Below are 23743 nucleotides of genomic sequence, written 5' to 3' on the forward strand. Positions count from 1 at the left end.
CCGATCCGGCCGGAACCGCGTGGGGGCGCGATGAGCGAGGAACGCAAGGTCGTCACGGTGCTGTTCTGCGATCTCGTGGGCTTCACCACCGCGTCCGAGTCCGCCGACCCCGAGGACGTCCGGCGCTGGCTGGCGCCGTACCACTCGACCCTGCGACAGACGGTCGAGCGGTACGGCGGAACCGTCGAGAAGTTCGCCGGGGACGCCATCCTGGCCGTCTTCGGCGCACCGCGGTCCCGGGAGGACGACGCCGAACGGGCGGTCCGGGCCGGCCTGGCGATCCTCGACGCGGTGCGGACGCTGCCGGACGGGCCGCTGGAGGTGCGGATCGGCATCGAGACCGGTGAGGCGCTGGTCCAGCTGAGCGCGCGACCCGAGCTCGGCGAGCCGTTCGTCACCGGCATGGTGGTCAACCTCGCGGCCCGCCTGCAGTCCTCCGCGCCGATCGGCGCAGTCGTCGTCGGGCACGGTACGCACGAGGCGACGCACCGCGTCTTCGGCTACGACGCGCTGGAACCCGTTGCGGCCAAGGGAATCAGCCGTCCGGTCGAACGCTGGCGGGCCGGCCCACCGCGAGCACGCTTCGGGACCGACGTCATCCGCGATCTCACGACGCCGATGGTCGGCCGGCAGCGCGATCTGACCTTGCTGTGCACGGCGTTCGAGAAGGCCCTCGCGGAGCGGGTGCCGCAGTTCGTCACCCTGCTCGGCGAACCGGGCATCGGCAAGTCACGACTGACCGCGGAGTTCGGCGCCTGGCTGGACCGGCACGACGAGCTCGTCATCTGGCGCGAAGGCCGATCGCTGCCGTACGGCGAGACGCCGTTCGGGCCGATCGCCGAGATCTTCAAGGTGCAGGCCGGGATCCTGGACACCGACCCGCCCGTGCAGGCCGTGGCCAAGCTCGACGCGATCGTGCCCGACGGCGCGGACCGTGCCTGGCTGCGGGCCCGGGTCGGCCCCTTGGTCGGCGCCGACCAGTCGGCCCAGCCGGGGCCGGCGACCCAGGAGGAGTCGTTCGCGGCCTGGCGGCAACTGCTGGAGTCGTTCGCCGAGCAGTCGCCCGTGGTCCTGGTGTTCGAGGATCTGCACTGGGCGACGGACGCGATGCTCGCCTTCGTCGATCACCTGGCCGAATGGCTGACCGACCTGCCGCTGGTGGTCGTCGTCACCGCCCGGCCCGAGCTGCTCGAACGCGGACCGCAGTGGACCCGCGGCGTCCAGAACGCCCTCACCCTCGGCCTGTCACCGCTGACGGCGGACGAGACCGATCAACTCCTCACCGGGATGTTCGCCGGCCAGGACGTACCGGCGGAGGTCCGGCAGCGACTGGTACGCCGTGCCGACGGCAACCCCTTGTACGCCGAGGAACTCGCGCGGGTCGTGACCGACTGCGGCGCGGACCAGGCCACCGCCGCCGAGCTGCCCGCGGGCATCGCCGCGCTCATCGCGGCCCGGCTGGACACGCTGGAACCCGATCGCAAGGCACTGCTCGCGGATGCCGCCGTGGTGGGCCGGGTGTTCTGGGCCGAAGCTGTCGCCGCCATGTCCGGCCAGGACCCGGCGGACGTCGTCCAAGCGCTCCAGTTGCTGGCCCGCAAGGAGTTGGTGCGACCGGTTCGGCGGTCGTCGATGCTGGACCAGCACGAGTACTCCTTCTGGCATGCACTGACCCGCGACGTCGCCTACAGCCAGGTGCCGCGCGCGGCCCGGTCGGCGCGGCACCTCGCGGCCGCCGACTGGCTCGAGCTGCGCTGCGCTGCCTGTCAGGCCGAGACGCCGAACCTGATCGCGTACCACCTGACCACCGCACTCGACCTGGCTGCCGCCCGAGGCGATACCGCCGCGGTGGCGCAGATCGCGCCCCGGGCGCGCCACCACCAGTTGGCGGCCGCGGAGCTGGCGATGAACCTCGACACCAACGAGGCGCTCGCCCTGCTCGACCGCGCGCTGGCCCTGAGCCCGGCCGGCGACCCCGAACGTCCCACGGTCCTGCTGCGCTGGGGCTGGGCGGCCTTCCAGGCGGGCCGCCTGGACGACGCCCAGGCCGCGTACCTCGACGCGATCGCCGGATTCGAGGCGATCGGCGACGTCCGCGGAGTCGCGCTCGCCTTGCGAGCCTCGACGTACTCGCTGAGCAGCATGGAGGAGAGCCTGGCGACGGTCGACCGGGCGGTCGGGATGCTCGAGGAGCTCGGGCCGAGCGAGGACCTGGTGCTGTTGCTGTCCGGACAGGCGAGCATCCGGGTGGTCGCGAGCCGCTACCAGGATGCGATCGACTCGGCGAACCGCGCCCTGCGGATCGCGACCGAGCAGGGGTACGCCGTACCGCACCGGGCTCTGGAGTCGAGAGGGCTCGCCCGGGTCGGTCTGGGGGACACCGGCGGGCTGGTCGACGTCAAGGAGGGACTGACCGCGCTGCTCGAGGGCGGCCGGGGTCGCGATGCGGCGGTGACGTGGCTGAACTACGGCTGGGTGCTGTGGCAGATCGAGGGGCCGCTGGTTGCCCTCGGCGAGCTGGAAGCGGCTCGCGATTTCTCCGCCCGGCGCCGGCTGGCCGAGATGGAGGAGCAGATCGGCTGTACCGTCCTGCAGTTGCTGATCGAGACCGGCCGGTCGGCCGAGGTGATCGCGGCGTGCCGGGCCCAGCTCGAGCGTCCTTCACCGGCGTTCACCGTGTTGAGGCGTATCGAGGTCCTCGGTGCGCTGGCGGTGGCGGAGGCCGACGCCGGCCTTCCCGGCGCTCGCGATCACGCCGAGGAGGCGTACCGGCTGGCGGTCGAGGCGGGCTGGCCGGACATGATCGCCGTCGCGGCCTCGCCCGCGGCGACGACGCGGGCGCGCGCCGGCGACCGGGACGGCGTCCTGGAGATCCTGCGGTTGCTCGCCTCACTGGCCGATCTGCAGGGCAGCATCGAATTCGACGTCCGCCTGCCGTCCTTGGTGCGGGCGGCGCTCGCCGTGGGGCACCACGACGCCGCGGCCGAGCTTGCGGATTTCGTGGAGCCGGTGCTGCCGATGCGCGAGTACGCCGCGACGACGGCCCGGGCGCTGCTCGCGGAACACCGCGGCGACACCGAGGCCGCGGCCGCCGGATTCGCGCGCGCAGCCGCAGACTGGGGTGCCTTCGGCAACAAACTCGAACAGGCCCACGCGCTGCGTGGCCTGTACCGCACCACGGGCGATCCCGATGCCCTGGCCGAAGCCGAGCAGCTGGTCAGAGCCCGGGATACTCCTTCTTGAACGGGCCTGACGTCGTCAGGTCGAGGACGCCGGGGCCGGTGAGGACGCCGCCTTCGACGGGCAGGGTGTGGCCGGTGATCCAGGACGCGTCGTCGGAGGCGAGGAAGGCGACCGCGGCGGCGATGTCCTCGGGCTCGCCGATCCGGCCGAGCGGGTACATCGCGCCGAAGCGCTCCAGCGTGTCCGGCTGGTTGTCCCAGTTCGGGGTCCGGATGGTGCCTGGGGCAACGACATTGAAGCGGACGCCGAGCCCGCCGTACCGGGCCGCGTAGTTCACGGTCATCGCGATCTGCCCGGCCTTGGCCGCGGAGTACTCGACGTTGCCGAAGGCGGCGATCCCGTTCACCGAACTGATCGTGACCACGTTGCCGCGGTTCTTCACCAACTGCGGCAGCGCGGCCTGGATACAGCGCGAGGCGCCGACCAGCGTCAGGTCCAGCTGCGCGTGGAACTCCTCGGGCGTCGCGTCCTCGGGCACCGACCGGACGATGCACCCGCCGGCGTTGTTCACCAGCACGTCGAGGCGGCCGAAGCGCTCGACCGCGGCCGCGACCGCGGCCTGCACCTCGCCGGTGTCGGTTACGTCGAGGTGGAACGGCAGCGCCCGCTCGCCGATCCCGGCCGCGACCTCGGCGAGCTTGTCCTCCTGGAGATCGGTCACCAGCACCGCGGCGCCCTCGGCGGCGAGCCGCCGCGCGACCGCCGCACCGATGCCCTGCGCCGCCGCCGTGACCAGGGCGACCTTTCCGTCGAACCGCTGCACGCTACCCCTCCACCACTCGGTCGACCTTCTCGTCCGCCACCCGGCGCTCCACCGTGGCGGGGTCCAGGTTCCTGCAGAGCACGATCGAACCACCTCCGGCGATCACCCCGACCAGCAGTCCCAGCCCGTGGCGGTCCACCAGGCTCCGGGTGACCAGGATCCGGTCGCCGACGGGCTCTGCCGCACCGATCAGGTCCTCGTGGGTGAGCTCGTCGTACGCCGGTGAGGCCGGCGTCGGCGGGTCGAGCGGCACGAACACGTCCGGGTGGTTGTAGACCTCGGCGCCGTAGTCCTGGACACCGTCCGGCAACGGCTCGCGGAAGCGGCCGCCGAGCGGCAGCAGTGCGGAGGCGACCGTCTCGCGCTCGCCGCGGATCGCGACGTCCGGGCCGGTGATCGCGAGCGTGCCGGTGCCGCTGGTCAGCGCAGCGCCGGCCGACCAGGTGGACAGCGCCCAGACCACGCCGAGCCAGTGCGGCGGCAGCCCGATCGCGACGGTCTCGCCGGACTCGAGGTCGTACTCGTCGACGAGCAGGTTGGCGGTCTTCGCGACCCAGTTCGCGGTGGTGACCGCGCTGAGCTCGATGCGCTCGCCGCTCGCGTCGTCGTAATAGGTGAGGAACGGGGCGCCGCCGTCGCGGCGGACCGCGGCCGCGAACAGCTCGGGCAGAACTCGTGACATATGGCCCACCCTACGGTTCGCGGACCGACGTAGGTTGGACGGGGATTGACCGGAAAGAAGGCTTGTCATGGTGCCAGAACTCGCGCTGCCCGAAGGCGGCGAATGGATCGTCATCCTGGTCATCGTCGTCCTGCTGTTCGGCGCGAAGAAACTCCCCGAGCTGACCCGCAACGCGGCCCGCGCGATGAAGGAGTTCGACAAGGCCCGGCACGGTGACGACGACGAGACGCCGGCGCAGGTCGCGCAGGCGGCTCCCCAGGCCACGGCTCCCACGGCTCCCCAGGCATCAGCTCCCCAGGTATCAGCTCCGCAGGTACCAGCTCCGCAGGCGCCGGCTCCGCAGGGCTCAGGTGATCTCGAGGGCGGCGGCGCGCAGGGCGTCGGCCAGTAGCGCGACCGGCTCCGGCAGCCGGCCGGGCAGCCGGGCGAGGATCGTCCGGCGCAGCTCCTGCGGACCGCCCCGGACGGTGACCACGCGGACACCGGGCGGCACCGCCGACGCCATCGACGCGGAGATGGTGGTGAGTCCTGCCCCGGCCGCGACCAGGTGGAGCTTCGCGAGCCAGTCGCGGACCGTGTGCGCGATCAGCGGCCGCTCGTCCAGACCGGGCCAGACGCCCATCCACAGTTCGCTGCTCGACGCGGGCCCGGCGATCCACCGCTGACCGCGCAGCTCGCCGACGTCCACCGCCTCGTACGCCGCGAGCCGGTGGCCGGTCGGCACCGCCAGCCGCAGGCTCCGCTCCGCGAGCGTCTCGAGTCTCAAGGCCGGCGACTCGGCGTCCGGCGGTCGGAACGGCGGTGCGGACGCGATCAGCGCGAGGTCGATCGTCCCGGCGCGCAACGCCCGGACCAGCGCCGGCGTGGAGCCCTCCCGCGTCGTCACGGTGATCGCCGGGTGCGTACGGCGGACCGCGCTGACGGCGCGTGGCACCAGGACCGCGCCGGCGCTCGGGAACCAGCCGAGCCGCACCGTTCCGCCTTCGGCCGGCAGGCCGGCCAGTTCGCGAGCCGTCGCGTCGATCCGGTCGAGGACGGCGGCGGCGTTGCGCAGGACGACCTGTCCCGCAGCGGTGACGACGACGCCCTCGCGGCGGCGCTCGAGCAGCTGGTTGCCCGCTGCGCGTTCGAGGGCGGCGATCTGGCGGGACACAGCCGACTGCGTGTACCCGAGCGCGGCCGCCGCGGCCGTGAACGTACCCCGCTCCGCCACCTCCCGGAACACCCGCAGCGCGACCAGGGAGACATCGGTGAAATCCATGACATCTACGCATACCACCTGTGCGGAACTTTCGCTGGAGTCATACCAGGCGTCGACCTACGGTGGCCCCATGAGAACAGCACTGGTGACCGGCGCCAATCAAGGCATCGGATATGCGTTGGTGGAAGAACTGGCCAAGCGGATGAACCCCGAGGACCTGGTCCTCCTGACCGGCAGGAACCCGGAACGCGTCGCCGCCGCGGCGGCTCGGGTCGAGGGGAAGGCGCGGGTCGAGGGCCGGGTTCTGGATGTGACCGACGGCGACGCCGTGGCCCGGTTGGCCGCGGAACTCGGCGCTGTGGACATCGTGGTGGCCAACGCTGTCGGGCCGTTGGAGCCGGGGAAGTCGGCGCAGGAGCAGGTGGACGAGTTCGTCGACGTGGCGAATCTCGGGGCGCAGCACGTGGTGCGTGCGTTCGGGCCGATCCTGCGGCCCGGCGGGCGGTTGATCGTGGTGGCCAGTTCGCTGGGGACGCTGGCGCAGCTGCCCGAGGAGTTGTGGGACCGGTTCGACGGAGCCTCGCTGGAGGACGTCGAGAAGGTCGTGGAGGAGTGGCGTACGGCGGTGCACGACGGGACCGCGCAGCAGCAGGGCTGGCCGGAGTGGATCAACCTGCCGTCGAAGGTGGCCCAGGTGGCCGGGGTCCGCGCGGTCGCGGCCGAGCGTCGCGAGCGGGATCTCGCGGAGAACACCCTGGTCGCGTCCGTCTGCCCGGGCCTCGTCGACACGCGCGCGTCGCGGCCGTGGTTCGACGACTTCAGCCAGGCGAAGTCCCCGGCCGAGGCCGTCGTACCGATCGCCGACCTGATCCTCGCCGACGGCGTCGACCCGGACCGGTACGGCGAGCTGATCCGCGACGGCGAGGTGCTCCCCTGGAAGCCGCCCACCCCTCGGTAAGACCCTCGCGGACCCCGCGGTACCGTAGTCGCCGGAGCTCTCATAAGGTCGTCCCATGCTGATCCTGGCCGGCCTGGGCCTGATCCTGGTGCTGACCGTTGCCACCGGCTACTTCGTCTCCCAGGAATTCGCGTATGTCGCCGTCGACCGGAGCCGCCTGCAGACGCTTGCCGCGGACGGTGACGCGGCCGCCGCTCGAGCACTGAAAGTCACCGCGCGGTTGTCCTTCGTGCTGTCCGGCGCGCAGGTCGGCATCACCATCACCGCCCTGCTGGCCGGGTACTTCGCCGAGCCGTACCTCGGTGCGGGACTCGAGCACCTGCTCGGCGGGGCCGGTGTACCGGACGCGGTGAGCACGTCGATCTCGGTGATCCTGGCGTTGCTGCTGGCAACGATCATCCAGATGGTGCTCGGCGAGCTGGCGCCGAAGAACCTGGCGATCGCGAAGGCCGAGGCGATCGCGCTCCGGCTGGCCCGCTCGACGTGGGTGTACCTCACCGTCGCCGGGCCGCTGATTCACCTGTTCGACTCGGCGTCGAACCGGATCCTGCGCCGGGTCGGGATCGAACCGGTCGAGGAACTGCCGCAGGGCGCGACCGCGCAGGAGCTCGACCGGATCATCGAGACGTCGTACGAACAGGGCCTGCTCGACCAGGACACGATGCGGCTGCTCGACCGCGGCCTCGACTTCCGCGGCCGGACCGCGGGTGAGGCGATGGTGCCGCGGGTCGACGTGGTCACCGTGCACCGCGAGGAGCCGCTGACCCGGGTCGTCGAGCTGCAGGACACCGGGCACAGCAGGTTCCCGGTGATCGGGGCCTCGGTCGACGAGGTGATCGGCGTGGTCGCGATCGGCGAGGTGGTCGAGCTCGAACCGGCCGACCGCGCGACGATCGCCGTCGGTTCGCTGGCGTCGCAGCCGGTCGCGGTCCCGACGACGCTGCCGCTGCCCGCAGTCCTCGAGCGGCTCCGGGTCGCCCGCCGGCAGCTCGCGATCGTCGTCGACGAGTACGGCGGGTTCGCGGGCATCGTGTCGCTGGAGGACATCGCCGAGGAGCTGGTCGGCGAGATCCGCGACGAGGACGACCTGCCCGAGACCGGGCTGGTGCAGGGCGGCGACGGGTCCTGGGAGGTCCCGGCCCGGTGGCGGCTCGACGAGGTCGCCGAGGTCACCGGCGTACAGCTGCCGGACAGCGACGACTACGAGACGGTGTCCGGTCTGGTGATGGCGCGGCTCGGCCGGATCCCGGACGTCGGCGACTCGCTGGTCGTGGAGCTGCCGCACCGCATCGACCACGACGGGCGGCCGGTCCCGGCCGAGTTCGTCCGGCTGACGGTGCGCACGATCGAGCGCCGGGTGCCGGGCATCGTCGAGATGGAGCGGACGGCATGAGTACGACGTGGGCGTTGATCATCTCCGCCCTACTGCTCGCGCTGAACGGATTCTTCGTCGCGGCCGAGTTCGCGCTGGTCGCGTCGAAGCGGCACCGGCTGGAGGAGGCCGCGGCGTCCGGCAGCTACTCGGCGCGGGCCGCGATCGCCGGGGTCAGCGAGCTGTCGCTGATGCTCGCGGGCGCCCAGCTCGGGATCACGTTGTGCACGCTGGGGCTCGGTTCGCTGAGCGAGCCCGCGGTCGCGCAGCTGCTGCATCCGCTCTTCGAGCTCGCCCACGTCCCGGAAGGCGTCGGCCATGTGATCGCGCTGATCATCGCGGTCGCCGGGATCGGCCTGCTGCACGTGCTGCTCGGCGAGATGGCGCCGAAGTCGTGGGCGATCAGCGATCCCGAGCGGTCGGCGCTGGTGCTGGCGGTGCCGTTCCGCGGGTTCACGTACCTCTTCCGGCCGCTGCTGGTCGTCCTCAACTGGCTTGCCAACCTGTGCGTCCGGCTGGTCGGCGTCACGCCGCAGAACGAGATCGCCAACGCGCACGGCCCGGACGAGCTGCGGCTGCTGATCGAGTCGTCCCGCGAACACGGCACCCTCGCGGAACCCGAGCACGAACTCCTCACCGCGATGCTCGCGTTGCAGAACACCACCGTCGGCCAGGTGATGACGCCGATCGACCGGCTGTCGACGGTGCCCTCCACCGCGACCGCCCGCGAGGTCGAACTCACCAGCCGCCGCGAAGGTCACTCGCGCCTGGCCGTGGTCAGCTCCGGTACGGACGGGGAGACAGGGATCTGCGGGATCGTCCACGTCCGCGACGCCGCCCGGGCGACCACCGCCGGCGACACCGCCGCGCGCGCGTCCGGCCTGATGATGCCTGCCCTCGAACTGGGCGACAACACCCCGGTCGCCAAGGCCATCCGCAGGATGCGCGACGAACGCTCCCAACTGGCCGTCGTCTGCGGCGGCGACCGCGCGATCGGCGTCGTGGCCCTCGAGGACCTCCTCGAGGAGGTCATCGGCGAGTTCAACGACGAGACCGACCCCATCATCACCGCCGCCACCCGCATCGACCCGACCCCGTAGCCCCACTCTGAGCACGCACCAACCGTTTCGCGGTGCCCGAAGTGGTTGGTGGGCGCCCAAGGTCGGCGGGTTACGGTTGGGGTGGCTGGCGCAGAGGAGGGTTTGTGGCGATCAAGCGGCTCGGGCTGGTAGTGCATCAGGGACGGCCGGTGGCGGTGGAGACGGCCGAGACGGTGCGCAAGTGGGCGACCGCACACGACATCGGCTGCACTGACATCGACGTCTGGAAAGACCACCAGGAGCGGCGCACCGGGACCGACGAGCTGCACCACGCCGGTGACCCGGACCTCGTCGTCACGCTCGGCGGCGACGGGACGTTCCTGCGCGGGGCGCGGATCGCGGCCAAGAACAACGCCGCGGTCCTCGGGGTCGACCTCGGCAAGGTCGGCTTCCTCACCGAGGTGGCCTGCAAGGACGTCGAGGAGGCGCTCGAGGCGGTCCTGCACGGCGGCGCGACGTACGAGGAGCGGATGACGCTGACCATGCGCGCGTCGCGTCCGCTGGAGATCCCGACCGGGATCGAGTCGCTGCTGCGGTACGGGCACGGGCCGGCGCTGCCCCCGCCGCCGGTGCGGCACGAGATGGCCGAGGGCGACGGCTGGGGGATGGCGCTCGACGTGACCGCGTTGAACGACGTGGTCGTGGAGAAGCTCGCCCGCGACCACCAGGTGGCGCTCGGCGTGTACCTGTCCGGCCGGCTGCTGGCGTCGTATTCGGCCGACGCGGTGATCGTGGCGACGCCGACCGGCTCGACGGCGTACAGCTTCGCGGCCGGCGGCCCGATCCTGTCGCCGAACACCGAAGCGATCGTGTTCACCCCGGTAGCCCCGCACATGACCTTCAACCGGACGGTCGTCGCGGCCCCGGACGAGCCGATCGCACTGCGCGTGCTGCCGCACTCAGGACAGGCCGCAGTGAGTATCGACGGGCAGTTGCGCGGCGTCCTCGACCCTGGCGACTGGATCGGCGTGTACGGGTCGCCGCAACGGCTGCGGCTGGTCCGGTTGCGGCCGACGGACTTCTACGGCCGGCTGCGCGACCGTTTCCGGCTCACGGACGCGCCCGCGACCGCGCTCGACGGGCAGTCCGAGCTGTTCTGGCAGCCCGCGGACACCCCGGTGCCGCCGGACCTGCAGCATCTGCGGATCCCGCAGCCGCCTGGTGACGACCGGTAGGGTCTCTCCTCATGCGAAACGTGGTGATCCTGGCGGGTGGTTCGGGGACGCGGCTGTGGCCGATGTCCAGAGACGACAGGCCGAAGCAGGTGCTGCCGCTGGCAGCGGGACAGTCGCTGCTGCGGGTGGCGTACAACCGGCTGCTCGGTCTGGTGGAACCGGAGAACATCTACGTCTGCACGGTCGGCGCGATCACCGACGTGGTCCGCCAGGAGCTGCCGGAGCTCGGCCCGCACAACATCATCGGCGAGCCCGCCCGGCGGGACACCGCGAATGCGGTCGGCCTGGCCTCCGCGGTGGTCGCGCGCAACGACCCGGACGCGGTGGTCGCGTTCGTCGGGTCGGATCACCTGATCAGCCCGGAGGACGAGTTCCGGGCCGCGATCGAGCACGGCTTCGAGGTGGTGGAGGCGCGGCCCCGGTCGCTGGTGACGTTCGGGATCGAGCCGACCCACCCGCACACCGGGCTCGGCTACATCGAGCGCGGCGCCCCGATCGGGGGTACGTCGGCGTACGTCGTGGACCGTTTCCGGGAGAAGCCGGACCGGGAGACCGCGGAGGAGTACCTGGCCACCGGCCGGTTCTGGTGGAACTCCGGGATGTTCGTCTGGCAGGCGTCGACGGTGCTGAACGTGCTCGACGCGCTGCTGCCGGAGTCGGCCGCGCGGCTGCGTGAGGTGGCCGCGGTCTGGGACACTCCGGCGCGCGAGGCGACGCTCGCGGAGATCTACCCGAACCTGCGCAAGATCAGCGTCGACTACGCGGTCATGGAGCCGGCCTCGCAGGGCAAGGTCGACGCGGACGTGGTCGTCGTACCGATGCCGGTGCACTGGCTGGACGTCGGCTCATGGGCCGCGCTCGCGGACACCTACACCGCCGACGCGAACGGCAATCGCACCGACAGCATCACGCTCAGCTGCCTGCTCGACTCCCACGACAACATCATCGTCACCGACGATCCCGACCACCTCGTCGCCGCGGTGGGCCTGCGCAGCCACATCATCGTCCACACCCAGGACGTCACCATGGTCTGCCCGCTCTCCGACGGCGAACGGGTCAAGGACCTGGTGGCCCAGGTCCAGTCCGACCACTCGAGCTACATCTAGCCCACGGCGAAATTCTTCGGGAGCGTTGTCGATCCGGGAACTTCCCGTTCGACCTGTGGGGGCGAGGGCCGAGAGGCGGTTCCGCGGGACGAGGAGGACACGATGCCGAAGTACATGCTGATCATGCGGGGGACCGACGAGTCGAACGCGGCGATGATGGCCTCGATCGAGGAGTCGATGGCCGCGACCCGGCGGCTGATCGAGGAGATGCTGAAGGACGGCGTGCTGCTGGCGGCCGAAGGGCTGGACGATCCGCGGCGGGGTGTCGTTGTCGACTTCGGCGGCGAGGCCCCGGTGGTCACCGACGGGCCGTACGGGGAGACGAAGGAGCTGTTCGGCGGCTACTTCCTGCTGGACGTCGCCTCCAAGTCCGAGGCGGTCGAGTGGGCGAAGCGGGTCCCGGCGGCCCGCGGCTCCAAGATCGAGGTCCGCCGGGTGGCCGGCGACGACGAGGTCCCGGAAGTCTGATGGGTACGGCGGCCGACGTTGCGGCTGTCTGGCGGATCGAGTCGGCCCGGATCGTGGCCGCGCTGACCCGGTTCACCGGCGACTTCGGGCTGGCCGAGGACGCGGCGCAGGAGGCGGTGGCCGAGGCGCTGGAGGCGTGGCCGCGCGACTACCCGGCCGATCCGGCCGGCTGGCTGATGACCACGGCCCGGCGGCGGGCCATCGACGTGATCCGCCGCCGCGTCGCCCTGCGCGACCGGTACGCGCTGCTGGCGGCCGCCGCGCCGCTCGACGAGGAGATCGATCCCGAGACGATCGACGACGACGTTCTGGCGCTGATGTTCATCAGCTGCCACCCGGTGCTCGCCCCCGAGGCCCGGATCGCGCTGACCCTGCGCGTCGTGGCCGGTCTGTCCAGCGAGGAGATCGCCCGCGCGTTCCTCGTCCCGGTGCCGACCGTGCAGGCGCGCATCACCCGCGGCAAGAAGACGATCGCCGCCGCCGGGATACCGTTCGAGCTGCCGCCGCCGGACGAGCGCCGGGAGCGGCTGAGCAGCGTGCTCAGCGTCCTCTACGTGATCTTCACCGAGGGCTCGACGGCCACGTCCGGTGATCGGCTGGTCCGGCCGGACGTCGCGTACGAGGCCATCCGGCTGGCGCGCACCCTGGCGGCGCTGCTGCCGACCGAGCCGGAGGTCCACGGCCTGCTCGCGTTGTGCGAGCTGACCGCCGCACGCTTCCCGGCCCGGACCGCCCCCGACGGTACGCCGGTCCTGCTCGAGGACCAGGACCGGACGCGGTGGGACTTCGCGGCGATCCGGCGCGGGCTCGCCGCGCTGAGCGTGGCGTCCACCCGGGGCCTGGGCCCGTACGGCCTGCAGGCCGCGATCGCGGCCGCGCACGCGTCGGCACTGTCGGTCGAGGACACCGACTGGGACCGAATCGTGGTCCTGTACGAGGCCCTGGGTCGCGTTGCCCCCTCACCGATCGTCGAACTCAACCGAGCCGTCGCGGTCGCCATGGCCACCGGCCCGGCCGAGGCGCTCCGCATCGTCGACGAACTGATCGCCACCGACCGTCTGCCCGGGTCCCATCTGGTCCCCACCGTGCGCGGCGAACTGCTCACCCGCCTCGGCCGCCGCCCGGAGGCCCGCGCCGAACTCGAACTGGCTGCCAGGCTCTGTCCGAACCGGCCCGAACGCTCGGTCCTGCTCCGCAAGGCCGCCGCCCTGGACTGAACGAGAACGCCCCCGAGGAGATGCTCCTCGGGGGCGTTGCGCACAGGTCTCGGGGTCAGCCGCCGTTCGGCTCCTGGGCGTCGGTGGCCGGGTACTTGTCCATGAACTGCTTCAAGGCCTCGCCGCTCACCGACCCGCAGAACTGGCGGTGGCCGAAGGACTTGTTGGAGGCGTCGGGGCCGCTCCAGTGGGCGAACGCCAGCTGCTTGCCGTCCGGCCACGCCTTGCCCTCGTCCGCCTTGAAGGGGGCGGCGATGAACTTGTTCAGCGAGCTGTCCGGGAGCTTCGACTTGGCGATCTTCTCGATCTGGTCGATCTGGTCCTTCGGCAGCGTGTCCCGGTACCAGAGGATCGTGTAGCCGTGCTCCAGGTTGTGCACCAGGTTCTCGACCGCGGGACGGTCACCGGTGGAGTAGAACTTCTTGTCGAACGGCGCCCAGTTCGGGTAGTGCGGTCCGGAGGACGGCGGCGACACCGGGTACATGATCTTCTCGCCCTCGGGGCGGTGGTCCTGGGTGCCGCCGCCGTCGTCGTTGGTGACCGCGTCGCAGGACGCCGCCGACGCGGCGACGCCGAAGTCGGTCAGGGCCTGGTTCTTGGTCCGGGAGTCCTGGATCAGCTTGATCGCCGGGTAGGCGATGATGGCCAGGCCGACCACGATCGAGCACACCACGATGAGGATCGTGCGGCGGCGGTCCGACCGGGCCTGCTCGCGCTGCATCTTCTCGATCATCTCGCGGCGCGACTGCTTCTGCGACGACGCTTTACCCACAGTGTTGGTCTTCCCGGAAGGGGCGGCCACCGCGCCGCCTGGCGAAGGCAGTGTACGAGGTGACCCTAAGAAGTTGCCTAGAAAACTACTTCGACCGTGAGCCGAACGTGACCGTCGCCTCGTTGCCCGGGCCGGGACGCACGGTGACGCCGTACCCCTCGGCATGCAGCAGGACGGCGAGCCGCTCGGCGATCACACCGACCGTGACGGGCTCGTCGCCGAACACCGTGACAGCGTTGTCGTCCGCCTGCAGCCGAACACCGTCGACCTCGGTGAGCAGCCCCGACCACAGCGCCGGATCCACCGCGCGCGGCGCGGCCGGCGCCTGCCGCTCGAGGACGGCGGCCCGCGCCGCCTCCCGCGTCCCCAGGCTGAACATGTCGTGCTCGGCGTCCCGGACCAGCGCCCGCGCACCCGGTCCGTGCTCACCGACCGGCAGCACGGCGTCGTCCAGCCCACGCAGTACGGCGACCGGCACGCCGTCGGCCTTGCCCTTCACCAGTTCGCTGGCGCTCGCGACCTCGTCGGCCAGCGCCGGCTCCGTCACCGCGAGGACGTTGCCGTGGCTGTCCGTCGTACCGCGGAGGTCTTCGACGACGGGGACGCCGGCGGCGCCGATCGCGAGGTCGGTCTGGCCGTTGCGCCACGGGCGGCCGAGCGTGTCCGTGACGACGATGCCCACGTTGACGTCGTACCGCTCCTTCAACTCGGCCCGCAGGGCGCGGGCCGACGCGTCCGGGTCGACCGGGAGCAACAGGACCGTCCCGGGTGCGGTGTTGGACGTGTCGGTGCCCGCGGCGGCCATCACCAGGCCGTGCCGGGTCTGCACGATCCGGGTCTCACCACGCTGCGCGACGACCCGCACCAGCTCGGCGTCGACCGCCTCGTGACGGGTGCCGTGCGTCAGCCGGCCCTCCGCCTTGCTGACGATCTTCGACGTCACCGAGACGACGTCGCCGTCGCGCAGATCGGCACCGTCGGCGATCAGTGCGGCCAGGTCGTCGCCGGCCGTCACCTCCGGCAGTCCGGTCACCGGGAAGATCTCCAGGTGCTTCCTCATCGCCGCACGGCCTCCGCGAGGGTCAGGGCCGCGTCAGCCATCGCGGCGGTGGTGGTCTCGTCCGTCATCCACAACGGCACGGCCTGGACGTGAATTCCGGCGCCGGCGATCGAATCCGCCTGGATCGCGTCGGAGGTGTCGATCAGCCAGCCGTCCAGGACGCCGCCGGCGGTGCGGGAGCCGTAGTACCGCGCGACTGCCGACGCCGTCGACGCCACCCCGACGGTGGCGAGCACCTTGTCGGCCATACCGCGGACCGGCCCGGTGCCGATGATCGGCGACAGCCCGATGACCGGCGCCGCGGTCTCCCGCACAGCGTCCCGGATCCCCGGTACGCCGAGGATGGTGCCGACCGAGACGACCGGGTTGGACGGCGGCACGATCAGCACGTCGCAGTCCGCGATCGCCTCCAGTACGCCGGGGGCGGGCTTGGCCTTGTCGGCGCCGACGGCAACGATCTGGTGCGCGGGGACCTCGGCCTGGTAGCGCACCCAGTACTCCTGGAAATGAATGGCTTTGCGCCGCCCGGGCTGCTCCGGGTCGTCCACCACCACGTGGGTCTCGATCCGGTCGTCGCTCATCGGCAGCAACCGCACCGGCAGCTTCCACCGGCTGCAGAGCGCCTCGGTGACCGCGCTGAGGGTGAAGCCGGCGTCCAGCATCTGGGTGCGCACCAGGTGCGTGGCCACGTCCCGGTCGCCGAGCCCGAACCAGGTCGGCTCCACGCCGTACGCCGCGAGTTCCTCCTTGATCACCCAGGTCTCGTCCTCGCGGCCCCACTTCCGCTCCTCCGAGATGCCGCCGCCGAGCGTGTACATCACGGTGTCCAGGTCGGGACAGACCCGCAGACCGAACAGGGTGATGTCGTCCGCGGTGTTTCCCACGACGGTGATCTCGGCGTCCGGACGGGCCTTCAGCAGGCCGCGCAGGAAGGTGGAGCCGCCGATGCCGCCGGCCAGCACTGTCAATCGCATGGGAAGAGTCTGCCCGAGTCGTCAATGCGTCGGACCACCGCACGACTATGCTGCGGTGAGTCATCACATCCGCACAGCTCAGTTGTACGGCCCCCAACATCCGAGGAGCCCTCGTGGTCACCGACGCAACCAAGAAGCTCAGAGAGCCGGTCGCGTACATCTTGCTCGCATTCACCGGCCTGCTCGCGCTGGCCTCGCTGTTCCAGTTGTTCGTCGGCGGGATCGGCTTCGTCGCCGCGTCCGGTGGCGTGCACAGCCTGATCGTCCCGCCGGCCTTCCCGTCGCTGGTGGTGATCGCCGCGCTGGTCGGTGCGGTCTGGCTGGTCAACGAAGGCGAGCGGACGCCGAACGCGCGGATCGTCGTGTTGGGCGCGCTCGTCGTCACCGGTCTGCTCCTGCTGATCGGCCTGATCGCCACGTTCGCTCAGTTCAACGGCAGCGGCACGACCGGTGACAAGATCGTCGGCTTCATCGCCTCGCTCGGCGGTCTCGCGCTGTACGGCGGTGTCGGCCTGTACGCACTGAAGACGTTCCAGACCCTGCCCGCGCCGGTGCGTGCGCCGAAGCCGGGCCAGTTCCAGCAGCAGGGGCAGCCGGGCCAGTTCGGCCAGCAGGCGCCGTACGGTCAGCAGCAGGGCTACGGCCAGCAGGGCTACGAGCAGCCGGGCCAACAGTACGGCGGTCAGTACGACCAGGGCCAGCAGTACGGCGGTTACGCGGCCGGCGCTGCTGCGGGTGCCGCTGGTGGCTACGCCGCCGGCCAGGACCAGGGCCAGCAGTGGCCGCAGGAGCAGGGCTGGAACCAGGGCGAGCAGCAGCAGAACTGGTCGGCCGGTGAGGCCGAGGCCCAGCAGCATGGTCAGCACGCGGCGCAGCACGGTGCTCAGCCGGGCGCCGAGCAGGCGTGGCCGGCCGAGGGCCAGGGCGTCGAGCCGACGCAGGCGTGGAGCTCCGAAGGCCAGCAGCAGTGGGGCGGCCAGGAGCAGGGTCAGCCGGCCCAGCAGTGGCCGCAGGAGCAGCAGTGGGGCGGCGCCGACGCCGGTCAGCAGCAGTGGGGCGCCCAGGAGTACGGCCAGCAGACCCCCGCGGGCCAGGAGTACGGCCAGCAGGCTGCGTCCGGTCAGGAGTGGGGCCAGCCGGAGCACGGCGCTGCAGAGGGTTCCCAGGAGCAGGCCGAAGCTCAGCCCGCCCAGCAGACGTGGCAGCAGGAGCAGGCCTGGCAGGCCGACGAGACGCCGGCCGCGGAGCCGAAGCCGAGTGAGCCGCAGGCCGAGTCCGCCGACGAGACCCGGGTCGACCCGCGGGTCGACTCCGACAAGAACGACCAGAACCAGCCGGGTCAGCAGGGCTGGTGGTCGCAGCCTTCCTGATCGGGCAACAGTTCGGGCGGTCTGCGACAGCAAGCCCTTACCGAGCCCTACGGGAAAATCCCGGCAACATCAGGTTTGTGCCCGGGTACACAGCGCGAGAGGCCTGTATCTACAGGCCTCTCGTTCTTTTGCGGGCATGTTGCGGATGATCCCAATAGCAGAGCACGGCTTGACTTTCGTGGATTGCAGGAATGTAATTTCAACCGTGTCGTTCGTTAGGACACTCGGTATCGGGGACCGTTGCAGAGCGCAGGACGGACGAGGTCAGGCATGTGGACCGCAAACCCACATGTACAGGGGAACGAACAGGGTCGAGGAGGTCGTACCGTGACAGAGGGCCTGATGGCGATTGTCGACGGTGAGGCGATCGAGGAGGAGCCGAACTGGCAGGAACGGGCGTTGTGCGCCCAGACCGATCCAGAGGCTTTCTTCCCGGAGAAGGGCGGGTCCACCCGCGAGGCCAAGAAGGTGTGCCTCGGCTGCGACGTCCGGGGCGAATGCCTCGAGTACGCGCTGCAGAACGACGAGCGCTTCGGGATCTGGGGCGGCCTGTCGGAGCGGGAACGCCGCAAGCTGAAGAAAAAGGCCGTCTGACGGTCCGAACACCAGCAGCACAACTTCACGACGGACTTCCGCGAGGCCCCGGGGTGATCACCCCCGGGGCCCGCGGCTTTTCAGAGGTTGTGCGGGCGGCTGTATGGTGATTCCTCGCCGGGACTGCGGTCGCGGTGACCGTCCGCAAGCATCGAGGTGTCACAGCTCCGCATGGAACAAGAAGCCCCGGCCGGCTGGGAATTCTTCGACTCCGTCGATTTCCCGACCGATCACATCGACGACCCGATGGGTCGTCCGCGGGTCCGGCATGTCGTCACCGCGGTGGTGGTCGGGCATGAAGGCGCGGCCTGGCTGCCGCGGCTGTCCGAGGCGTTGTGGGCGCTCAACCCACGCCCGGACCGGCTGATCGCGGTCGACACCGGATCCACCGACGAGACCGCCGAACTGCTCGCCGCGATGCCCGGCGTGGAGCCGGTGGTCAGCGTGTCCGCGCGGACCGGCTTCGGGACGGCGGTCGCCCGCGGTCTCGAAGCGCACGGGTTCGCGCCGATCCCGAGCGCCGTCGGTCCGTACGGCGACGACGGCCACATGCCGGTCGTGGAGTGGCTCTGGCTGCTGCACGACGACTGCGCGCCGGCGCCGAAGGCCCTGGAGAAATTGTTGCTCCAGGCTACTATGTCGCCGAACACCGGCGTCTGGGGCCCGAAGCTGCGGCTCTGGCCGCGGGACCGCGAGCTGCTCGAGGTCGGCGTCACCACGTCGCTCGGCGGCCGCCGCGACACCGGCGTCGAGAACGGCGAGCTGGACCAGGGACAGCACGACCAGCTGCGCAACGTGCTCGCGGTCAGCTCGGCCGGCATGCTCGTCCGCCGCGACGTCTGGGAGGCGCTGCACGGTTTCGACCCGCGGCTGCCGATGTTCCGCGACGACATCGACTTCGGCTGGCGCGCCAGCCGCGCCGGCTATCAGGTCGGTGTGGCGCCGGACGCGGTCGTCTACCACGCACAGGCCGCGGCGACCGGTGAGCGGGCGCTGGCCGGCACGCGGCGGCACGCGTACCAGCTCGACCGTGCTCACGCGTACTACACCGTTCTCGCGAACGCGCCGGGCAAGCTGCTGCCGCTGCTGATCCTGCGGTTCCTGTTCGGCGCCGTGATGCGGTCGATCTGGTTCCTGCTCGGCAAGACGCCGTCCGGCGCCGTCGACGAGTGGACCGCGTTGCTCGGCACCCTGCTGGCCGGCGGCTGGACCCAGGCCCGCAAGAACCGCCGGAATCTCGACCAGGTTCCGTACGACGACATCAAGAATCTGTTCTCCCGGTCGGTGCACGCATTGCGGCACAACCTGGAGGAAACGACCAGCACGATCTCGGAGCGGATCCGCGAAGCGTGGGCGGACGAGCCGGAGGAGCAGGTCGTCACGACCGCACGCCGGGCGAAGTCGACCGCACGGGTAGCGGTCGACCAGCCGAGGTGGCGGCGGCAGCTGATCCGGCGGCCGTTCCTGGTCGCGTGGGTCGTGCTCGCGATCGGCGCGCTGCTCGCGGCCCGCGACCTGATCGGCGGCGGAGTCCTGCGCTCCCATCTGCTGTTGCCGGCGCACGAGAGTCTTGCGGCCTTGTGGCATGCGGCGGCAGCTGCGCCGCCGGGCGTGACCCCGCCTGCCTGGTTGGCCCAGTTCTGGGCGTTCTCGACGGTCATGTTCGGCCCTGACGGCGCGACGAATGTCCTGCTGCTCGGCGCGGTTCCGCTGGCCGCGCTGGCCGCGTGGGCGTTGCTGCGCTCGTTCGTCGTCGACCGTGTGGCACGGGCCTGGGGCGCATCGGCGTACGGGCTCGCGGTCTTCATGAACGGTGCGGTCACGCAGGGCCGGCTCGGGACGTGTGTGGCGGCGATCGTGCTGCCGCTGCTCGGTGCGGCCGTGCACACCGTCGCACGGCGGCGACGCGTCTACGTCCAGGGCAGCTGGCGGGCCGCGTGGTTCGCCGGGATCTGTCTCGCCGTGCTCTTGGCGTTCACTCCGGCGCTGGGCCTGCTGGTCGGCGTCTGCCTCGTCCTCGGCGCGGTGTTCGGGCTCGGCTGGCGGCGACAGGGACGGCAGTTGGTGTTCTCGGTCGTCCTCGGTCTGCTGCTCGTCCTGCCGTGGACGATCGACCTGGTGCGGCACCCGTCGAAGTTGGGGCAGGAGGCGGGCGGTCCGCCGACCGCGGCGATCGGGCCGGGCGACAGCCTGCCGCATCTGCTGACCGGTACGCCGATCGGTGCGCCGACGCCGTGGTGGTTCGTCGTACCGCTGATTCTCGTGGCGCTGGTCAGCCTGCTGCGTCAGTCGCGGCAGCGGTACGAGTTGCTCGGCTGGTTCGCCGCGCTGGCCGGTCTGGCCGGGACGCTGGTCGCCAGCCGGCTCGGCGGCGGCAGCGGCCCGCTGATGTTCCTGATGACCGCGGGCTGGATCATCACCGTCACGGTCGCGTGGGACTCGGTCGGCAAGTCCACCCAGCTCATCGTCCAGGGCGTACTGGGTGTCGTGCTGCTGACGACTGTCGTGACGGCCGGCTTCTGGTTGGTGCGCGGGACCGACGGCCCGCTGTGGCGCGGCCCCGCTCAGGACCTCCCGGCGTACCTGGTCGCCGCCCAGGATCCGCCGGAGAACCAGTCGATCCTGGTGGTGCGGAAGGCGCCCGAGGGCCAGATGCGGTTCTCGCTGGTGAAGGACGGCGGACCGCGGATGGGGTCGCTCGAGGCGGCGCCGACAGCGGCGCAGACCAAGCCGCTCACCGATGTCCTGGCGACCCTCGGCGGCGGCGGTAGCGGCGAAGAGGGCCGGCAGTTGGCCGCTCTCGCGATCGACTACGTGTACCTGCCCGGTCCGGTGGATCCGACGCTGCAGTCGACTCTCGACTCATTGCCCGGCCTGACCAGGGCCAGTGCGAACGACGGTGACGCGTCCTGGCTGGTGGACCGATCGAAGGTCCAGGGCAAGACGCCGCTGGTCGACCAGACCCACATGGTGTGGCGGATCCTCGGCCTGATCGGCTGGATCCTCGCGCTGATCTTCTGCCTGCCGACCGTGCGCCGCACCGTCGCCGTACCGCAGGGCACCCACGCGAGGAGGGTCCGGTGAGCCGGTTGCTGTCCGACCCGCGGCTGCGGATCGGAGCCGTTGTCCTGGCCATGGCCGCACTGGCCGGGCTCGGAGTGGTCACCCATCCGAAGAAGGCCGACACCCGGGTGGAGGCCGCGGTCACCGAGCCGGCCCGCACGGTCGTGAACCGCACCGCCATGGCCTGTCCGGTGCTGGCTCCCGGCGGCAAGATGGCCAGCGTGGTGAACGGTGTGTCGCCGACGCTGCCCGACGGGACGCCGACCGCGCCCGGGACCGCGGAGCCGCTGTCGATCGCTCCGCTGCCGGCGACGTCGGACCCGGTCGGATCGCTGCTGAAGCGCGGCACCATCGGATCGAGCGCGGTGGCGGTCAAGCCGGAGACGCTGTCGATCCAGGGCACCGGACCGCTCGCCGCCGGTACGGTCGGCACGAGTACGGCGACCGCGCAGGAAGGCGTGAACCGCGGTATGGCGAGCGTGCCGTGCCAGCTGCCCGGGTCGGACTTCTGGTTCGTCGGGGCGTCCGGGGCGATCGAGCGGCGGGACGTGCTGGTGCTGACCAACCTGGACACCGTCAACGCCGAAGTGAACGTCAGCGTGTACGCGCGGAACGGCGCCCAGGACCTCCCGGCCGCGCGCGGCATCGTGGTCCCGGCCCGCGGCTCGTCCGAGCTGTACCTCAAACAGGTCGCACCGAACCTCCGCGACCTCGCGCTGCACGTGGAATCGACGGGCGGCCGGGTGGCGGCCGCCGTCCGGTCCAACGCGTCGGACAGCGGCGAGCCGGCCGGTGTGGACTGGCTGAACACCTCGGCAGCGCCCGCGAGCAAGGTGTTCGTGCCGGCGGTGGCGCCCGGCGGCGGCCTGCGGATCCTGTCCGTGGCGAACCCGACGGACCTGCAGGCGACCGCGAGCCTGACGGTGAACGGGCCGAACGGTCCCTTCAAGCCCGCCGGTCTGGAGACCGTCCAGATCGCGGCGGGCTCGGTGAAGACGTTCATGCTCGATCCGGTGTTGCACGGTGACGCCAGCGGTGTCACCCTGACCTCGGACCAGCCGGTGACCGCGTCGATGCGGATGACCGATGCGAGCCGGAAGGAGTTCGCGTCGATCGGGTCGGCCGAGGCGCTGACCGGACCGGCGTACCTGGTCATCCCGGCGCACAAGCAGCCGGCGCTGCTGCAGGTGACGGCTCCTGGCAAGAACGGGAGCGTGAAGTTCGAGCTGCGGGACGCGGTCGACCGGGTGCTGAGCACGCGGACCCTCGACGTCGTCGGCGGCGCGACCTCGCAGATCCCGTTCCCGGCGCAGCCGCGGCCGACGTACCTGATGGTTCAGCAGACGCGCGGGAGCGTTGTCGCGGGCGTCACGTTGATGCCGGCGGCGAAGCCTGCGGACGACGACGTACCGCAGGTGGCCGCCTGGCCGCTGAGCACGTCACTGGTGTTCCGTGCCCAGCTGGGCGCCCAGCCCGACGTGAGCGCCGCGCTGCGCTAGACAGGACCTGGTCAGCCTTCGTTGGTGTTGGCGCCGGGGTCCTGGAGCATTCGGAGGTGGCGCCGGCGGGCCACCTCGACCGGGGCGCCCGGCGTCCCGGCTCCGGGCTCGCGGCGCGGCAGGGGCCGGGCCGCTTCGCGGACCGCGTTCGCCAGCGCTTCGAGGTCGTCCGAGGACGGGCCGGCGGCGGCCGGATCCGGAGCGAGCCGGATGACCTCCCAGCCGTTCGGCGCGGTGAGGCGGTCGGCGTGGTCGGCGCACAGGTCGTAGCAGTGCGGCTCGGCGTACGTCGCGAGCGGACCGAGGACACAGGTCGAGTCGGCGTACACGTAGGTGAGCGTCGAGACGGCCGGCTTCTGACATCCGGCACGCGAACAGATCCTGGCGATGCTCACGGACAGACGTTACCCCCACTAGGCTGAGCGCGTGACCGAGGCTCGCCGTCATCGCAGGCACATCGACCGCCACGGCCGCGGCATGCTCGGCCCGATCAGCAGGCCGAGCACGTTCGCGCCGCGGGGCCTGCCGCTGCAGCGGTCCGCCGCGGCGCAGTTCGACGAGGTGGTCGCGATCGAGGTGACGCGGCTGGAGAAGCGGCTGCCGCAGGTGGTCGCGCGGGTCGAGTTCGCGATCGAGGACGTGCCGAACCTCGACCTGGACGCCACCGAGATCCCGCTCACGCACGCCACCGGCGGCACCTCCCACGAGCCGTACCGGATCGTCGTGTTCCGGCGGCCGATCGAGCTCCGCGCCGAACGCTCCGGCGCCGGCCTGGCCTGGCTGGTCCGCTCCGCGCTGGTCCTGGAGTTGGCCGACGTACTGGCCCTCTCCCCGGAACAAATCGACCCAGACTTCGACACCGACGACGACTGACCCCCACCCCCACCCCCACCCCCACCCCGCCGCGCCCCGTCCCGTCCCGCCCCGCCCCGCCCCGCCGCGCCCCCGTCCCGCCCCTTCCTCGCGTCTGCCCCATTTGCCTGGTAGACCCACCAAATGGGGGGTTCCGCACCCGTATTCAGGGTGTGGAACCCCCCATTTCGCTGGCAGACCAGCCAAATTCGGGGGTCAGCCAGCCAAATGCCGGAGTGTGGCGGGCTGCGTGATCTGTCCGTTACAACAAGTC

21 protein-coding genes are annotated in these 23743 nt (G+C 71.4%); 14 read left to right on the forward strand and 7 right to left on the reverse strand.

Annotated elements, in window-relative coordinates:
* Positions 1–30 precede the first annotated feature (30 nt).
* Positions 31–3243: an adenylate/guanylate cyclase domain-containing protein gene (locus tag ABZX12_RS24480; RefSeq protein ID WP_355696602.1), complete on the forward strand. Its 3213-nt coding sequence runs from the start codon at positions 31–33 to the stop codon at positions 3241–3243.
* Here ABZX12_RS24480 and ABZX12_RS24485 read toward each other — a convergent pair.
* Together ABZX12_RS24485 and ABZX12_RS24490 are read right to left on the reverse strand one after the other, a co-directional pair.
* Positions 3218–4006 carry an SDR family NAD(P)-dependent oxidoreductase gene (locus ABZX12_RS24485; RefSeq protein ID WP_355696604.1) on the reverse strand — a complete coding sequence of 263 codons (789 nt, stop codon included), beginning with the start codon at positions 4004–4006 and terminating at the stop codon, positions 3218–3220. The genes ABZX12_RS24480 and ABZX12_RS24485 overlap by 26 nt on opposite strands.
* A gap of 1 nt (position 4007) precedes the next feature.
* On the reverse strand, positions 4008–4688 hold the full coding sequence (locus ABZX12_RS24490) for a TIGR03089 family protein (RefSeq protein WP_355696606.1): 681 nt from the start codon (positions 4686–4688) through the stop codon (positions 4008–4010).
* Between the two features lie 67 nt (positions 4689–4755).
* Here ABZX12_RS24490 and ABZX12_RS24495 point away from each other — a divergent pair, with 67 nt between their 5' ends.
* Positions 4756–5079, forward strand: coding sequence for a twin-arginine translocase TatA/TatE family subunit (locus tag ABZX12_RS24495; RefSeq protein ID WP_355696608.1), 324 nt, complete (start codon positions 4756–4758; stop codon positions 5077–5079).
* Here ABZX12_RS24495 and ABZX12_RS24500 read toward each other — a convergent pair.
* Complete coding sequence (locus ABZX12_RS24500) at positions 5035–5949, reverse strand: LysR family transcriptional regulator (protein WP_355696610.1); 915 nt, start codon at positions 5947–5949, stop codon at positions 5035–5037. The two genes, ABZX12_RS24495 and ABZX12_RS24500, sit on opposite strands and share 45 nt — an antisense overlap.
* A 70-nt stretch (positions 5950–6019) precedes the next feature.
* On the opposite strand from ABZX12_RS24500, the gene ABZX12_RS24505 reads away from it, so the two are divergent.
* The 7 genes from ABZX12_RS24505 (at position 6020) to ABZX12_RS24535 (ending at position 13285) form a co-directional block, all read left to right on the forward strand.
* Positions 6020–6847, forward strand: coding sequence for an SDR family NAD(P)-dependent oxidoreductase (locus tag ABZX12_RS24505; protein WP_355696612.1), 828 nt, complete (start codon positions 6020–6022; stop codon positions 6845–6847).
* A gap of 55 nt (positions 6848–6902) precedes the next feature.
* Entirely contained in the window at positions 6903–8240 is a 1338-nt protein-coding gene (locus ABZX12_RS24510) for a hemolysin family protein (protein ID WP_355696614.1), read from the forward strand.
* Positions 8237–9319 (forward strand): hemolysin family protein, encoded by a 1083-nt coding sequence (locus ABZX12_RS24515; protein WP_355696616.1) that lies wholly within the window; start codon positions 8237–8239, stop codon positions 9317–9319. Before ABZX12_RS24510 ends, ABZX12_RS24515 begins: the two co-directional genes overlap by 4 nt.
* Positions 9320–9423: 104 nt before the next feature.
* Positions 9424–10494, forward strand: coding sequence for an NAD(+)/NADH kinase (locus ABZX12_RS24520; RefSeq protein WP_355696618.1), 1071 nt, complete (start codon positions 9424–9426; stop codon positions 10492–10494).
* A gap of 11 nt (positions 10495–10505) precedes the next feature.
* On the forward strand, positions 10506–11600 hold the full coding sequence (locus ABZX12_RS24525) for a sugar phosphate nucleotidyltransferase (protein WP_355696619.1): 1095 nt from the start codon (positions 10506–10508) through the stop codon (positions 11598–11600).
* 102 nt (positions 11601–11702) lie between these two features.
* A complete protein-coding gene (locus ABZX12_RS24530; protein ID WP_355696621.1) occupies positions 11703–12068 on the forward strand; it encodes a YciI family protein in 366 nt (121 codons plus the stop codon).
* Positions 12068–13285 carry a DUF6596 domain-containing protein gene (locus tag ABZX12_RS24535; RefSeq protein WP_355696623.1) on the forward strand — a complete coding sequence of 406 codons (1218 nt, stop codon included), beginning with the start codon at positions 12068–12070 and terminating at the stop codon, positions 13283–13285. Before ABZX12_RS24530 ends, ABZX12_RS24535 begins: the two co-directional genes overlap by 1 nt.
* 55 nt (positions 13286–13340) lie before the next feature.
* Here the strand turns inward: ABZX12_RS24535 and ABZX12_RS24540 are convergent, their stop codons facing one another.
* The 3 genes from ABZX12_RS24540 to cofD all read right to left on the reverse strand — a co-directional run bounded on the left by ABZX12_RS24540 (position 13341) and on the right by cofD (position 16091).
* Complete coding sequence (locus tag ABZX12_RS24540) at positions 13341–14018, reverse strand: DUF3105 domain-containing protein (protein ID WP_355696625.1); 678 nt, start codon at positions 14016–14018, stop codon at positions 13341–13343.
* A gap of 124 nt (positions 14019–14142) precedes the next feature.
* Positions 14143–15117 carry a coenzyme F420-0:L-glutamate ligase gene (locus tag ABZX12_RS24545; RefSeq protein WP_355696627.1) on the reverse strand — a complete coding sequence of 325 codons (975 nt, stop codon included), beginning with the start codon at positions 15115–15117 and terminating at the stop codon, positions 14143–14145.
* Positions 15114–16091: a 2-phospho-L-lactate transferase gene (gene cofD / locus ABZX12_RS24550; RefSeq protein ID WP_355696629.1), complete on the reverse strand. Its 978-nt coding sequence runs from the start codon at positions 16089–16091 to the stop codon at positions 15114–15116. Before cofD ends, ABZX12_RS24545 begins: the two co-directional genes overlap by 4 nt.
* Positions 16092–16204: 113 nt before the next feature.
* Here cofD and ABZX12_RS24555 point away from each other — a divergent pair, with 113 nt between their 5' ends.
* The 4 genes from ABZX12_RS24555 (at position 16205) to ABZX12_RS24570 (ending at position 22617) form a co-directional block, all read left to right on the forward strand.
* The gene (locus ABZX12_RS24555) at positions 16205–17461 is read left to right on the forward strand and encodes a hypothetical protein (protein WP_355696631.1); all 1257 of its coding nucleotides are present in this window, start codon (positions 16205–16207) and stop codon (positions 17459–17461) included.
* Between the two features lie 327 nt (positions 17462–17788).
* Positions 17789–18055 carry a WhiB family transcriptional regulator gene (locus tag ABZX12_RS24560; RefSeq protein WP_132150138.1) on the forward strand — a complete coding sequence of 89 codons (267 nt, stop codon included), beginning with the start codon at positions 17789–17791 and terminating at the stop codon, positions 18053–18055.
* Between the two features lie 171 nt (positions 18056–18226).
* Positions 18227–21139: a glycosyltransferase family 2 protein gene (locus ABZX12_RS24565; protein WP_355696633.1), complete on the forward strand. Its 2913-nt coding sequence runs from the start codon at positions 18227–18229 to the stop codon at positions 21137–21139.
* Complete coding sequence (locus ABZX12_RS24570; RefSeq protein ID WP_355696635.1) at positions 21136–22617, forward strand: DUF5719 family protein; 1482 nt, start codon at positions 21136–21138, stop codon at positions 22615–22617. The genes ABZX12_RS24565 and ABZX12_RS24570 overlap by 4 nt, the downstream gene beginning before the upstream one ends.
* Before the next feature lie 11 nt (positions 22618–22628).
* Here ABZX12_RS24570 and ABZX12_RS24575 read toward each other — a convergent pair whose 3' ends face one another.
* Positions 22629–23012 (reverse strand): DUF3499 domain-containing protein, encoded by a 384-nt coding sequence (locus ABZX12_RS24575; protein ID WP_355696637.1) that lies wholly within the window; start codon positions 23010–23012, stop codon positions 22629–22631.
* 31 nt (positions 23013–23043) lie between these two features.
* Here ABZX12_RS24575 and ABZX12_RS24580 point away from each other — a divergent pair, with 31 nt between their 5' ends.
* Positions 23044–23490 (forward strand): metallopeptidase family protein, encoded by a 447-nt coding sequence (locus tag ABZX12_RS24580; RefSeq protein ID WP_355696639.1) that lies wholly within the window; start codon positions 23044–23046, stop codon positions 23488–23490.
* The last annotated feature ends 253 nt before the right edge of the window (positions 23491–23743 follow it).

Source organism: Kribbella sp. NPDC003505 (genome assembly GCF_040610875.1).
Classification (GTDB): Bacteria; Actinomycetota; Actinomycetes; order Propionibacteriales; family Kribbellaceae; genus Kribbella.